The organism is Streptomyces albofaciens JCM 4342 (genome assembly GCF_008634025.1).
In the GTDB taxonomy this organism is placed as follows: Bacteria; Actinomycetota; Actinomycetes; order Streptomycetales; family Streptomycetaceae; genus Streptomyces; species Streptomyces albofaciens.
On sequence record NZ_PDCM01000002.1, the window covers coordinates 2,080,774 to 2,094,218 of the forward strand.

Sequence of the window (13,445 nt, forward strand, 5' to 3'; positions counted from 1 at the left end):
GGGGCGGTGGGCGTCCCGCTCACCGCCCCCGGTACAGCTCCTTCGCGATGATCGACCGCTGCACCTCCGTCGCCCCCTCGTAGATGCGCGGCGCGCGGACCTCGCGGTAGAGGTGTTCGAGGAGGTGGCCGCGGCGCAGGGCGCGGGCGCCGTGGATCTGGACGGCGGTGTCGACGGCCTGCTGGGCGGTCTCGGTGGCCAGGAGTTTGGCCATCGCGGAGCGCTTGGCGATGTCGGGGGCGCCGCTGTCGTACGCGGTGGCCGCGGCGTGGACGAGGAGGCGGGCGGCCTCGATGCGGGTGGCGGTCTCGGCGAGCTGGTGGGAGACGGCCTGGAGGTCCTTGAGGGGGCCGCCGAACGCGGTGCGGTCGGCGGCGTGGGCCAGGGCGGCGTCCAGGGCGGCCTGGGCCATGCCGACGGCGAAGGCGCCGACGCTCGGCCGGAAGAGGTTGAGCGTGCGCATCGCGACGCCGAAGCCGCGGTCCGGTTCGCCCACCATGTCGTCGCGGGTCACCGGCACGCCGTCGAAGACCAGGGTGCCGATCGGGTGCGGGCTGAGCATGTCCAGCGGGGTACCGGACAGGCCTGGGCGGTCGGCGGGGACCAGGAAGGCGGTGATGCCGCGGGACCCGGGGCCGCCGCCCGTGCGGGCGAAGACGGTGGCGAAGTCCGCCTCCGGCGCGTTGGAGATCCAGCACTTCTCGCCGGTCAGCCGCCAGCGTCCGGCGTCCGGCGGGCCGTCCGGCTCGGCGGCCAGGGCGAGCGCCCCGGCGTCCGAGCCCGCGTCCGGCTCGCTCAGCGCGAAGGCGGCCACCGCGCGGCCCGCGACCACCTCCGGCAGCCAGCGCGCCCGCTGCCGCTCCGTACCGGACTGGACGACGGGGTACGTGCCCAGGCCCTGGAGCGCGAGCGCGGTCTCGGCCTCGGTGGACTCCTGGGCCAGGGACTCCCGCAGCAGGCACAGGTCGAGGGCGCGTACCGGCCCCTCGACGGGGAACAGGCGGCGCAGCAGGCCGAGTTCGCCCAGGGCGGCGACCAGCGGGCGGTTCACGCGGCCCGGCTCGCCGCGGTCCGCCAGCGGGCGCAGCCGTTCGGCGGTCAGCGTGCGCAGTTCGGCGCACCACTTCTGCTCCTGGGGCCCCAGCGCGAATGCGGTCACGGGCGGCTCCCTCGTCTCGGGCCCGGGGGCTGCCGGGCGGTTCGCTCGGGTCCGTACGGCGCCGTCGGCCACCGTGCCGTGTACCGGCCGCGCCACCGGACCGTATTGCGCTCTGTTGACTGCCGTCACGAACACGTTACGCTGACGGCGGACCGGCACGGCAGTACCCGGGCAGCACCCGGACGGACTTTCCCGCGACTGACCGGCACTTCTTGTCCGGCGACTGGTTCCGTTCGTCCCCGCCGTCGTCCGCAAGGGGGCACACCGGCATGGAACTGACGCCGTCGGCGCACGTCGACACCTTCGCCCGCGACCACCTCCCCCCGGCCGGCCGGTGGCCGCGCCTCACGGACCTCGGCTACCCGGACCGCCTCAACTGCGGCGCCGAACTCCTCGACGCCACCGCCGAGCGGTGGGGTCACGGCCGCCCGGCCTTCCGGGACGCGGCCGGCACCGTGTGGACGTACGGGGAACTGCGCGCACGCGTCAACCGCATCGCACGCGTGCTCACCGACGACCTGGGCGTGCTCCCCGGCCACCGGGTGCTGCTGCGCGGTCCCACCACTCCTCTGCTGGCCGCCTGTTGGCTGGCCGTGATGAAGGCGGGCGCGGTGGCCGTGACCGTGCTGGCCACCCAGCGTCCGCGGGAGCTGGCCACCGTCTGCGGGCTGGCCCGGGTGGGGCACGCGCTGTGCGATGTGCGGGCGATGGACGACCTGGTGGCCGCGGGGGTGCCGGGGCTGCGCATCACCCCGTACGGCGGGGACGGGGCGGACGACCTGCTGCGGCGTGCCGAGGCCGGACCGGCCGCGTACGAGGCGGTGGCGACCGCGGCCGACGACGTGGCGCTGATCGCCTTCACCTCGGGGACCACCGGGCGGCCCAAGGGCTGTATGCACTTCCACCGCGATGTGCTGGCCATCGCCGACACCTTCTCCGCGCGGGTGCTGCGTCCCACGCCGGACGACGTGTTCGCCGGGAGCCCGCCGCTCGGCTTCACCTTCGGGCTCGGCGGGCTGGTGGTCTTCCCGCTGCGGGCCGGCGCCTCGGCGTACCTGGCCGACTGGGGCGGGCCCGGGCAACTGCTGGGCGACATCGCGCGGCACCGCGTCTCCGTGCTGTTCACCGCGCCGACCGCCTACCGGGTCATGCTGCCGAAGCTGGCCGCGCACGACGTGTCCTCGCTGCGGCGCTGTGTGTCGGCGGGCGAGAACCTGCCCGCGGCGACCTGGCGGGAGTGGGAGCGGGCCACCGGGCTGCGCATCATCAACGGCATCGGCGCCACGGAGCTGCTGCACATCTTCATCTCGGCCGCGGACGAGCAGGCCAGGCCGGGCACGACCGGGCTGCCGGTGCCGGGTTTCGAGGCGCGGGTGGTCGACGCGGACGGCCGGCCGGTGCCGGACGGGACGCCTGGGCTGCTCGCGGTGCGCGGCCCGACGGGCTGCCGCTACCTGGCGGACGAGCGGCAGCGGGAGTACGTGCGCGACGGCTGGAACCTGACCGGCGACACCTATGTCCGGGACGCGGACGGCTACTTCAGCTATGTGGCACGGGCGGACGACATGATCATCTCGGCCGGGTACAACATCGCCGGGCCGGAGGTCGAGGACGCCCTGCTGCGCCATCCCGATGTCGCCGAAGCGGCGGTGGTGGGGCGGCCCGACGCGGAGCGCGGCCAGGTGGTGGTGGCCCATCTCGTCCTGCGGCAGGGCGTTCCGCGCGGTCCGGAAGCGGTCGCGGAGCTGCGCGAGTTCACCAAGGCGGCCATAGCGCCGTACAAGTGCCCGCGCGAGATCGTCTTCCACGACGCGCTGCCCCGGACGGCGACCGGCAAGCTCCAGCGCTTCCGGCTGCGCGGCGGCGGCACGGGCAGCCCGGACCGTACGCCGTGACCGGCCCGGCCGGTGACAGCGGCCTGGGACACCGCCGTACCGCGCCCCGGCGGCTGCGGCTACGATCGCGCCCGGAGCGGCCACGGCCCGGCGGCCGTCCGTGCGCGCCCCCGTGCGCGGGGGCCGCGGACCGGAGCACGACAAGGCGGGAAACGACCACGTGAGCGACCAGCACGCGCAGCGCACGCCGCGGTCCCTGATCGTCACCTTCTACGGTGCGTACGGGCGCGACGGCGGTGGCGGCCCCGGCGAGGTGCCCGGCCCGGTGCCGGTCGCCGCGCTGATCCGGCTGCTCGGGGCGCTCGGCGTCGATCCGCCGTCGGTGCGCTCGGCGGTCTCCCGGCTCAAGCGGCGCGGCCTGCTCGTCGCCGCCCGTACGGAGGCGGGGGCCGCCGCGTACGGGCTCTCGGAGGCGGCGCACCAGCTGCTGGACGACGGTGACCGGCGGATCTACGGCCGGCCGGACCCCGGCCCTTCGGACGGCTGGGTCCTGGCCGTCTTCTCGGTGCCCGAACAGGAGCGGCACAAGCGGCATCTGCTGCGCTCCCGGCTGGCCCGGCTGGGCTTCGGCACCGCCGCGCCGGGGGTGTGGATCGCCCCGGCCCACCTGTACGACGAGACCCGGCACACCCTGGACCGGCTGCACCTCTCGGCGTACGTGGACCTGTTCACGGGCACGCATTCCGGTTTCGAGCCGACCGCCGACGCGGTGGCCCGCTGGTGGGACCTGGACGCGATCGCCGCGCGGCACCGCGCCTTCCTCGACGACCACGAACCGGTGCTGCGCCACTGGTCGAGCCGCCGTCCCGTACCGCCCGAGGCGGCGTACCGCGATTACCTGCTGGCGCTGGACGCCTGGCGCCGCCTCCCGTACGCGGACCCCGGTCTGCCCTCTCCCCTCCTGCCCGAGGGCTGGCCGGGCGGCCGCGCGGCGGACGTCTTCGGCCGGCTGCACACCGAACTGCGGGCGGCCGGCGCGCCGTTCGTGCGGGCCGCGGTGAACGGGGGCCGGGCGGCCGCCACCGCCTGAGGCCGGGGTTCAGCGCTTCCTCGGGTGGGCCGCGGCGGCGGCCATCGGGCGGGGCCGGGCAGCGGCGATGGTCGAGACGACGTCCTTGAAGGAGCCGCACATCCGGGTACCGGCCACCGCCGCCAACTCGCCGAAGCTGCCCACCCCGTACGTGACCGCGACCGGCTCCATCCGGGCGGTGACCGCCATCCGCATGTCGCCGACCGTGTCACCGACGTACGCGCTCTCCCAGGGCGCCACCCCGAGGTCGGCGGCGGCCCGCAGCACCATCTCCGGGTGCGGCTTGCCGCGCCGGACCATGTCCTGGGTGATGACCGGGCCGAGCAGATCGCGGATGCCGAGCACGTCGAGCAGGGCCTCGGCGCTGCGGGTGCCCTTCGAGGTGGCCACGGCCAGTTCGATGCCGTGCGCGCGCAGCGCCGACAGCCCGGCGGCCACCCCGGGGAAGAGCAGGCGGGGGCCCTCGCGCAGCACCTCGTACGCGAACAGCTCGCGGTAGCGGCCGATCGCGGCCACCACGGTGTCGTGGTCCTCCGGCATGCCGAGCAGCTTGCCGAAGGCCGGGCCCGGCGGCTTGCCGATGGCGGCGGCGGCCTGCCGGGGGGTGACCGGACGGCCGTGTTCGGAGGCGACCTTGACCAGCAGCCGGCTGATGGCGGGGAGCGTGTTGGCGAGGGTCCCGTCGAGGTCGAAGACGGCGGCCTTGATGGTCTCGCCGACCGTGGCCCGCGCGGCGCCCCCGGGACGTGGCACGGCTCCCGCTGAATCACGCATTGCTCGACACCTTCCGATTCCTGATGGGTCCTGTGCAGCTGTGGGTCCGGTCGGCGTCCGGGACGCCGACCGGACGCGGGAAGACGTGCCGGCCGCGACCGCGCGGACGGCGGGGATCGGGCCGTGGCACACCGGTGTCCGGAAGTGGCGTGCCGGCACCGGAGTGACGCCTCCGGAAGGAGCACGTTCCATGGTTCGCCTTCGCAGATTTAAAAACCGTCTGCGCTGTTTGTCAATGCGTCCCACCGGGGTGCACCCGGAGCACGACAACGTTCCATGTCGGCCCGGGGGCGGCGGAAATGACGGGGCGTTGTGCGATCAACAAACCCCCTGACCTCTTCTGCACCACAGAAATGCATGAGCACCACACGCCACTCATCAGTTCAGTTTTCGAACCGCATGGTTGGTTTTGTATGTAGACTGCGGCGCGTCCACAGCCGGACTAGAGACAGGACGGACACTGTGCCGACGCAGCATCGAGCGATACAAAGCCGCCAGGCCCTCATCCGGTCGGCCGCCCAGACGTTCATCGAGAAAGGCGTGCCCGCCGCGGGGATGACCGACATCAGCCGCCGCGCCCGGCTGAGCAAGGGAGCCCTCTACTTCCACTTCGCGTCCAAGGACGACCTCACCCTCGCGGTCCGCACCGAGGCCCTGAACGCCGTGGGCGAGCTGGAGGACGAACTGGCCCGCGCGCCGCACCCGGCGCCGGTCGCCGTGCGGGACTTCGCGATCGGGCTGCTGGGCCGGGTGGACACGGATGTCGTCGTACGGGCCGGGCTCCAGCTGCGTCCGGAGACCGCGCCGGGGATCGCCCGGCCGGAGCTGCGGCAACAGTGGTACGAACTGTTCCTGGAGAAGGCCACGGCCGACCGGGCGGCCGGGAAGCTGCCGCCCGGCGACGACCCCCGGCGCTCCGCGCAGCTGCTGACCGCGCTGGTCGTGGGCCTGCTGCACCTCGGCCAGGAGGACCGGACGTGGTGGGACAAGGACGTGATCACGGACATCTGGGCGCGGTTGCTGCCCGGCGGGACGGGGACGACGGAGGCGGGGACGGGCGGCGGACGCGGCGCGCCGGGCGCGGACGGCTCGGCGGGGACGGACGGTGCGGCGGGTACGGACGGTGCGGCAGCCGGGGATGCGGTCGCTTCGACGCCGGCCGGAGAGACCGCCCGGTAGCCCGTGCCCGAACTCCCCCATCCATTCCCGCGGCAGGTCCGAATGGCCGGAGAGGGAAACCTCGCGGAGCACCGCCTCGCCGCAGCCGGGCGGCGCTCAGCCGCTCGGCGGTCCGGCCAAGGCGGCCCGGCTGCGGGTCCGCGCGGCGCCCTATCACCAACCGCTTTTCAATACCGCATGGTTGGCTTTTTTAAGCTTTCGAAAATAGACTGACAGACCGGGCTCGTAAGGTTGCCCCCGGTACAGCAACTCCCCCCGAGAGCAAACGGAGGATGATCGGTGGTCAAGCAGGAACGCGCAGTGCGCACTCGACGCGCCGTCCTCGAAGCGGCGGCCCAGGTCATCGGCACACGCGGGTACGAAGCGGCCACGATGGCGGAGATCATCCAGCGGGCCGGCGTGACGAAGGGCGCCCTGTACTTTCACTTCGCCTCCAAGGACGCCCTGGCCCGGGCCGTCATCTCGGAACAGACCGATCCGTTCATTCCGCAGGTCAGCGACTCCCGGCTGCAGGACGCCATCGACTTCACGCACCAGGTGGCGGTGGCGCTGCGCGACGATCCGCTGCTCCAGGCGGGCACCCGCATCGCCGTCGAGACGACCTTCAGCGACGACCCGCTGGTCCCGTACCAGGCCTGGATCGACATCATCACGAAGATGTTCACCGACGCCCGGGAGAACGGGGAGCTGCTTCCGGCCATCGCGCCGGAGCGGGCCGCGGAGTTCTTCGTCTCGGCCTACATGGGCATCCAGCTCTTCTCGCACGCCGCCAGCAACCGTAACGACCTGCCCGAACGGGTCACGGCCCTGTGGAAGCACATCCTTCCCGGACTGGCCTCGCCGGGTGCGATGAGCCACCTCGATCCGCACGGCCGCGCGGTACGGACCGCGGCCTGACCGCAACTCCTCGCGCCCGGCCGCACGTTGACGTGCGTCCGGCGCGCCGCCATGCTTGCCGCGCACCCTCTCCGGGCGGACGGCGCCGCCCGGCGCACCGCCGCGCACCACCGGTGCCCCGCTTCGCGACCTCCGCACAAGAAATCCCGTGGAAGCACTGGAAAACAAACCATCCGGTTTGTATCTTAGTCCGCGTTGGTCCGCCGCCGAGGCTCATGCCGTCCGAGCGGAGTGAGCCGCCATATGGGAGGGAACTCGCATGGTCAGCGCCACGCTCACCGCGCCGTCCACCGCAGCAGACCGTCGTCCGCACACCGGGCGGGAGCACATCAGCCTGACCGATCTGCCGCCGCTGACGACGACCGTGCCCCGGCAGTATGTACACCGGACCGCGATTTCCGAGGTGTTCCTGACCGACTGGCGCCGCGCGGGGACCGATACCTGGGTGGTGAGCGCCCAGTGGCCGCGGGCCCACAGCTTCTACGGTCCGGTGGACGGTCTGCACGACCCGATGCTGCTGGTCGAGACGATGCGGCAGGCCAGCATCCTGCTCAGCCACGTGGCGCACGGCGTGCCCCTGGACCACCCGATCATCTGGCAGGACCTGCACTACTCACTGGTTCCCGAGGCCCTGCGCGTCGCCGGCACGCCCGCCGAGATAGAACTGCACATCACCGACCACGACTTGACGTACCGCGGCAAGCGGCTGGCCAGCGCCCGGCAGACGTACCGTGTCCTGCGCGACGGCACCGAACTGGCCGCCGCCGAGCTGACTTTCTCCTGCCACAGCCCTGCCGTCTACCGCCGCCTGCGCGGTGAATACAGCGACCTCCAGCGGGCCAACGACCGCAGGCTGGAGCCTGCCGAGCCGGTGGCGCCGCCCCTGGTGGCACGCGACCGTACCGCCGATGTGGTCCTCTCCCCCACCGCGCGCGCCGACCGCTGGCAGCTGCGGGTGAACACCGCGCACCCGGTGCTCTTCGACCACCCCGTGGACCACGCGCCCGGCATGCTGATGGTGGAGGCCGCCCGGCAGGCCGCGCACGCCGCCGCGGGCCCCGGCTTCTCGCTCCCCGCCGAGCTGGACTGTTCCTTCCACCGCTACGGCGAACTGGACGCGCCGTGCTGGGTCGAGGTGGCCACGGCGGGCCGTGACGCGCGGGGCCGCCTCCTCCTGGACATCGACATCCAGCAGAACGGCCGGTCCGTTTTCACCGCCCGTACGGCGAGCCAGTCCATCCGCTGAACCGACGCCCGGGGCGGCGCACGACGGGCTGCCCGGGGTTCCGCCCCTTCACTCAGGAGCTCCGCGCCGGAGGCTGTGCGACGCTGCCGTCCGTGCCTCACTTCCCCTTCAGGGAACGGAAGGGAAGCCGCCGCCCCGCCTGGTGATGAGCAAATGATGTGGAGCAGGGACGCGCCTGGCGCAACCGGCCAGGCGCGTCCCTGCGCGGGGGAACCGAGCGTGGTGCGGAATGCCGGGCCCAGGACGCGCCCTCCGCCACATCACCCCAGCGTGAGCCGCGGCTTGGGCGCATCCGTGCGGCCCGTGGGCGGCGTGCGGCTCCCTGCTCGGTACGGGAGGGGCCAGGGCGCGCCGGGGCCCGCGTAATCCTGTTCGGCGGCGGCGTGCAGGGTCCAGTGCGGGTCGTACAGGTGGGGGCGGGCCAGGGCGCACAGGTCGGCGCGGCCTGCCAGGACGAGGGAGTTGACGTCGTCCCAGGAGGAGACGGCGCCCACCGCGATCACCGGGACGCCGAGCCGGTTGCGGATGCGGTCGGCGAACGGGGTCTGGTAGGAGCGGCCGTACTCGGGTTGTTCGTGGGGGACGACCTGGCCGGTCGAGACGTCGATGGCGGCGGCGCCGTGGGCGGCGAAGGCGCGGGCGATCTCGACCGAGTCCTCGGCGGTGGTGCCGCCTTCGGCCCAGTCGGTGGCCGATATCCGTACGGTCATGGGCCGGTCGTCCGGCCAGACGGCGCGGACCGCGTCGAAGACCTCCAGCGGGAAGCGGAGCCGGGCCGCGAGGTCGCCGCCGTAGGCGTCGGTGCGGAGGTTGGTGAGCGGGGAGAGGAAGCCGGAGAGCAGGTAGCCGTGGGCGCAGTGCAATTCGAGGAGGTCGAAGCCGGCGCGGGCGGCGGAGCGGGCGGACGCGGCGAACTGATCGCGCACGGCGGCCAGTTCGGGCTCGGTCAGGGCGTGCGGGACCTGGTTGACGCCGGGGCGGTACGGGAGCGCGGAGGGGGCCACGACCGGCCAGTTGCCCTCCGGCAGCGGCTGGTCGATGCCTTCCCACATGAGGCGGGTGGAGCCCTTGCGGCCGGAGTGCCCGAGCTGGACGCCGATGGCGGTGCCGGGCGACCCGGCGTGCACGAAGTCGGTCACGCGGCGCCATGCCGTCTCGTGCTCCGGCGCGTACAGGCCGGTGCAGCCGGGGGTGATGCGGCCCTGGGGGCTGACGCAGACCATCTCGGTCATCACCAGCCCGGCGCCGCCGAGGGCGCGGGCGCCGAGGTGGACGAGGTGGAAGTCGCCCGGTGTGCCGTCGCCGTCGGCGCTGTACATGTCCATCGGGGAGACCACGACCCGGTTGCGCAGGGTCAGGCCGCCGAGCCGGAAGGGGGTGAACATGGGCGGGGTGCCGGGCGGGATGCCGGCCTCCTCCTCCACCGCCGCGACGAAGGCGGGATCGCGGAGCCGCAGGTTGGCGTGGGTGACCCGGCGGCTGCGGGTGAGCAGGTTGAAGGCGAAGCGGCGGGGCGGCTGGTCGACGTACTCCGCCAGTTCCTCGAACCAGGCGAGGCTGGCGCGGGCGGCCCGCTGGGTGGAGGCGACGACGGGCCGCCGCTCGGCCTCGTACGCGGCCAGCGCGTCCGGGAGGGCGGGGTTCTCCTCCAGGCACGCGGCCAGCGCGAGGGCGTCCTCGACGGCGAGTTTGGTGCCGGAGCCGATGGAGAAGTGGGCGGTGTGCGCGGCGTCGCCGAGCAGGACCGTGTTGCCGTGCGACCAGCGGTCGTTGACGACGGTGCGGAACGCGGTCCAGGCGGAGTTGTTGGAGCGCAGCGGGCGGCCGCTCAGCGCGTCGGAGAAGATCTTGGCGCACCATTCGGCGGACGCGCGCTCGTCGCAGCGGTCCAGTCCGGCGCGGCGCCAGACCTCCTCGCGCATCTCGACGATGACGGTGCTGGCGCCGTCCGGCTGCCCGGGGCCGGACTCCCCGCGGGCGTACGGATAGCCGTGCAGCTGGACGACGCCGTGCTCGGTCTCGGCGATCTCGAAGCGGAACGCGTCCAGGGCGAAGTCGGCGGCGAGCCAGATGTAGCGGCAGCGGTGGGTGGTCAGGCGCGGGCCGAAGACGTCGGCGTGCGCGGTACGGGTGCGGCTGTGCACGCCGTCGGCGGCGATGACCAGGTCGTGGCTCGCGGCGAGTGCGGCGGCGGGCGGGGCCTCGGTGCGGAAGTTCAGCCGTACGCCGAGGGAGCGGCAGCGCTCGTGCAGGATGCGCAGCAGCGTACGGCGGCCGAGGGCGGCGAAGCCGTGGCCGCCGGAGGTCAGGGTGCGGCCGCGGTGCACGATGTCGATGTCGTCCCAGCGCACGAACTCCCGCCGGAGGGCGCGGTAGACCTCCGGGTCGGCGTGTTCGATGCCGCCGAGGGTCTCGTCGGAGAGGACGACGCCGAAGCCGAAGGTGTCGTCGGGGGCGTTGCGCTCCCAGACGGTGATGTCGCGGGCCGGGCGGAGGCGCTTGAGGAGGACGGCCGCGTACAGGCCGCCGGGGCCGCCCCCGATGACGGCCACCTTTCCGGTACCCGCCGTCCGGGCGCCCGCCTTGGGGAGCCCCGCCTCTTGAGCGCCCGCCTTCGCAGAACCCGTCTCTCGGGCGCCCGCCCTCCAAGGATCCGTCCCTTGGGCGCCCACCGTCACTTCCCCTGCCACTTCGGGGTCCGCTTCTCGGTGAAGGCGGCGTGGAATTCGGCGTAGTCGGCGCTGTTCATCAGCAGGGCCTGGGTGGCGGCGTCCATCTCGACGGCGGCGCCCAGCGGCATGTCCAGTTCGGCGGTGAGCAGCGCCTTGGTCTGGGCGTGGGCGAGCGCGGGCCCGGCGTCGAGCCGCTGGGCCAGGACGTGCGCGGCGGTGTCCGCGCGGCCTTCCTCGGCCAGTTCGCTCAGCAGGCCGATGCGTTCCGCCTCGGGAGCGCGGACCGGTTCGCCGAGCATCAGCAGCCGGGTGGCGTGGCCGAGGCCGACGACGCGCGGCAGCAGATAGGCGGCGCCCATGTCGCCGCCGGAGAGGCCGACCTTGGTGAAGAGGAAGGCGAAGCGGGCCGAGGGGTCGGCGACGCGGAAGTCGGCGGCCAGGGCGAGCACCGCGCCGGCGCCCGCCGCGACACCGTGCACGGCGGCGATCACCGGGAACGGGCACTCCCGCAGGGCCCGGACGACCTGGCCGGTCATCCGGTTGAAGTCCAGGAGCTGGCCGGTGTCCATGGCGAGCGTGGCGCCGATGATCTCCTCGACGTCGCCGCCGGAGCAGAAGCCGCGGCCCTCGCCGCCGAGGACGAGGGCGCGTACGGACCGTTCCCTGGACAGCTCGGCGAGCAGGTCGCGCAGGTCGGCGTACGCCTCGAAGGTCAGCGCGTTGAGCCGGTCCGGGCGTGCGAGGGTGACGGTGGCGATGCCGTCTTCCCTGGTCACGCGGATGTGCTGCCATGCGTCGGTGGTGCGGGCGGAACCTGTGAACGGGCTCATCGGGCCACTGCCCCCTTCAGCCGGACGGCTGGTGCCGGAACGCGATCGCGCTTCGAAGTTATCACCGTTACGTGACCGTCGTCACGAGTACGCGATACGCACGACGCGCGACGCACCGCGGCCTCCGGCGGGCGGTTGCCGCCGGAGGCCGCGCCTGTCCGGGATCGCTCACACCGTCGCGGGAGCCTCGGAGCCGGCCGCGACCGCGCCGTCCGGTTCCGTACCGCCCTGCCCCAGCCGCGAGTTCCGCCGCCCGTACAGCGCGTAGACGACCGCGCCGACCGCGAGGAACGCGGCGAACTGGAGCCAGGTCGCCGGGCCCGTGCCGTAGATCAGATAGCCGCAGAAGGCGATGCCGAGCAGCGGGCAGAGCGGGAAGAGCGGCACCCGGAAGCGGCGCGGCAGGTCCGGGCGGGTGCGGCGCAGCACCATGACGCTGACGTTGACGACGGCCATCACGGCCAGCGTGCCGATGGTCGTCAGGTTCATCACGACGTCCAGCGGGACCACCGCGGCCGGGACCGCGAAGACCACCGCCACGATCCAGGTGCCCGCCACCGGGGTGGCGGTCCTCGGCGAGATCCGCTCGAAGACGCGCGGGACCAGCCCGTCGCGGGACATCGACATCAGGATGCGGGTCTGCCCGTACATGACCGCGAGGACCACGGAGGCGATGGCGACGACCGCGCCGAAGGCGATCACACCGCCGCCGGCCGCGGAGTGGGTGACCTGGTTGACGACGAGGGACAGCGCGGCGGGCTGGTCGCCCACCTGGTCGGCGGAGAGCGCGCCGATGGCGGACAGCGCGACCACGCCGTACAGCACGGTGACCACACCGATGCAGATCATGATCGCGACGGGGACGTTCCGGCGCGGGTTCTTCACCTCCTCGCCCGCCGTGGTGATCGCGTCGAAGCCGATGTACGAGAAGAAGGCGACCGAGGCGCCGGAGGTGATGCCGGCGACGCCCTCCGGGGCGAACGGCGTGAGGTTGCCGTCCTCGAAGGCGGTGAAGGCGATGGCGCAGAACAGGACGAGGACCGCCAGTTTGAGCACGGCCATCGCGGCGGTCGCGCGGGCGCTCTCGCGGATGCCGCGCACCAGCAGCACCGCGGCGAGCAGCATCACGACCACGGCCGGGACATTGACGATGCCGCCGTCGCCGGGCGGATTCGACAGCGCGGCGGGCAGCTGCCAGCCGGTCAGGCTGTTCAGCAGTTCGTTCAGGTACTGCCCCCAGCCGACCGCGACCGCGGAGACCGAGACGCCGTACTCCAGCAGCAGGCACCAGCCGACGAGGAAGGCGGCGCGCTCGCCGAGGGTGGCGTAGGCGTAGGAGTACGAGCTGCCGGACACCGGGATCGCGCCGCCCAGCTCCGCGAAGGAGAAGGCGGTGAAGACGCAGGTCACGGCGGCGAGCACGAAGGAGACGACGACGGCGGGGCCGGACTGGGCGACGGTGTCGGACAGGCCGACGAAGATGCCGGTGCCGACGATGGCGCCGATGCCGAAGCACACGAGCTGGAAGAGCCCCATGGTGCGCTTGAGGCCGTGGCCTTCGAGGTCCGTGCCGGATTCGGCGACGAGGAGGTCGGGGGACTTGACGCGCAGTCCAGAACCTGACGGACGCATGGGGTGGTTCTCATCTCTGATGGTGCGGTGGTGCGGTGCGCGCGGCGGGCGGGCCGGGCACGGGGCGGGGTCCGGACCGGTGGGCCGGACCCCGTACGCCGGTTCGATGGTAGCCGCTATGTCTGCATGAT

At 73.4% G+C, this 13,445-nt stretch carries 10 protein-coding genes; 5 read left to right on the forward strand and 5 right to left on the reverse strand.

Annotated elements, in window-relative coordinates:
* Nucleotides 1–19: 19 nt before the first annotated feature.
* Nucleotides 20–1,159: an acyl-CoA dehydrogenase family protein gene (locus tag CP973_RS29310; RefSeq protein ID WP_150246904.1), complete on the reverse strand. Its 1,140-nt coding sequence runs from the start codon at nt 1,157–1,159 to the stop codon at nt 20–22.
* Nucleotides 1,160–1,428: 269 nt separating this feature from the next.
* Between CP973_RS29310 and CP973_RS29315 the strand changes: the two genes are divergently transcribed.
* Complete coding sequence (locus tag CP973_RS29315; protein ID WP_150246905.1) at nt 1,429–3,054, forward strand: AMP-binding protein; 1,626 nt, start codon at nt 1,429–1,431, stop codon at nt 3,052–3,054.
* 160 nt (nt 3,055–3,214) lie between these two features.
* Complete coding sequence (locus CP973_RS29320) at nt 3,215–4,084, forward strand: PaaX family transcriptional regulator (RefSeq protein ID WP_150246906.1); 870 nt, start codon at nt 3,215–3,217, stop codon at nt 4,082–4,084.
* A gap of 9 nt (nt 4,085–4,093) precedes the next feature.
* Here the strand turns inward: CP973_RS29320 and CP973_RS29325 are convergent, their stop codons facing one another.
* Entirely contained in the window at nt 4,094–4,858 is a 765-nt protein-coding gene (locus CP973_RS29325) for an HAD family hydrolase (RefSeq protein ID WP_150246907.1), read from the reverse strand.
* A gap of 399 nt (nt 4,859–5,257) precedes the next feature.
* Here CP973_RS29325 and CP973_RS41490 point away from each other — a divergent pair, with 399 nt between their 5' ends.
* The 3 genes from CP973_RS41490 to CP973_RS29340 all read left to right on the forward strand — a co-directional run bounded on the left by CP973_RS41490 (nt 5,258) and on the right by CP973_RS29340 (nt 8,180).
* Nucleotides 5,258–6,037 (forward strand): TetR family transcriptional regulator, encoded by a 780-nt coding sequence (locus CP973_RS41490; protein ID WP_425282075.1) that lies wholly within the window; start codon nt 5,258–5,260, stop codon nt 6,035–6,037.
* Between the two features lie 300 nt (nt 6,038–6,337).
* Nucleotides 6,338–6,934: a ScbR family autoregulator-binding transcription factor gene (locus CP973_RS29335; protein ID WP_244410064.1), complete on the forward strand. Its 597-nt coding sequence runs from the start codon at nt 6,338–6,340 to the stop codon at nt 6,932–6,934.
* Between the two features lie 259 nt (nt 6,935–7,193).
* Entirely contained in the window at nt 7,194–8,180 is a 987-nt protein-coding gene (locus CP973_RS29340) for a ScbA/BarX family gamma-butyrolactone biosynthesis protein (RefSeq protein WP_150246909.1), read from the forward strand.
* Between the two features lie 260 nt (nt 8,181–8,440).
* Here the strand turns inward: CP973_RS29340 and CP973_RS29345 are convergent, their stop codons facing one another.
* From CP973_RS29345 to CP973_RS29355, 3 genes are all read right to left on the reverse strand, one after another.
* Nucleotides 8,441–10,732 (reverse strand): bifunctional salicylyl-CoA 5-hydroxylase/oxidoreductase, encoded by a 2,292-nt coding sequence (locus tag CP973_RS29345; RefSeq protein ID WP_150246910.1) that lies wholly within the window; start codon nt 10,730–10,732, stop codon nt 8,441–8,443.
* Between the two features lie 122 nt (nt 10,733–10,854).
* A complete protein-coding gene (locus tag CP973_RS29350; protein ID WP_150246911.1) occupies nt 10,855–11,682 on the reverse strand; it encodes an enoyl-CoA hydratase family protein in 828 nt (275 codons plus the stop codon).
* A 168-nt stretch (nt 11,683–11,850) separates the two neighbouring features.
* Nucleotides 11,851–13,314 carry an amino acid permease gene (locus tag CP973_RS29355; protein WP_150246912.1) on the reverse strand — a complete coding sequence of 488 codons (1,464 nt, stop codon included), beginning with the start codon at nt 13,312–13,314 and terminating at the stop codon, nt 11,851–11,853.
* Nucleotides 13,315–13,445 lie beyond the last annotated feature (131 nt).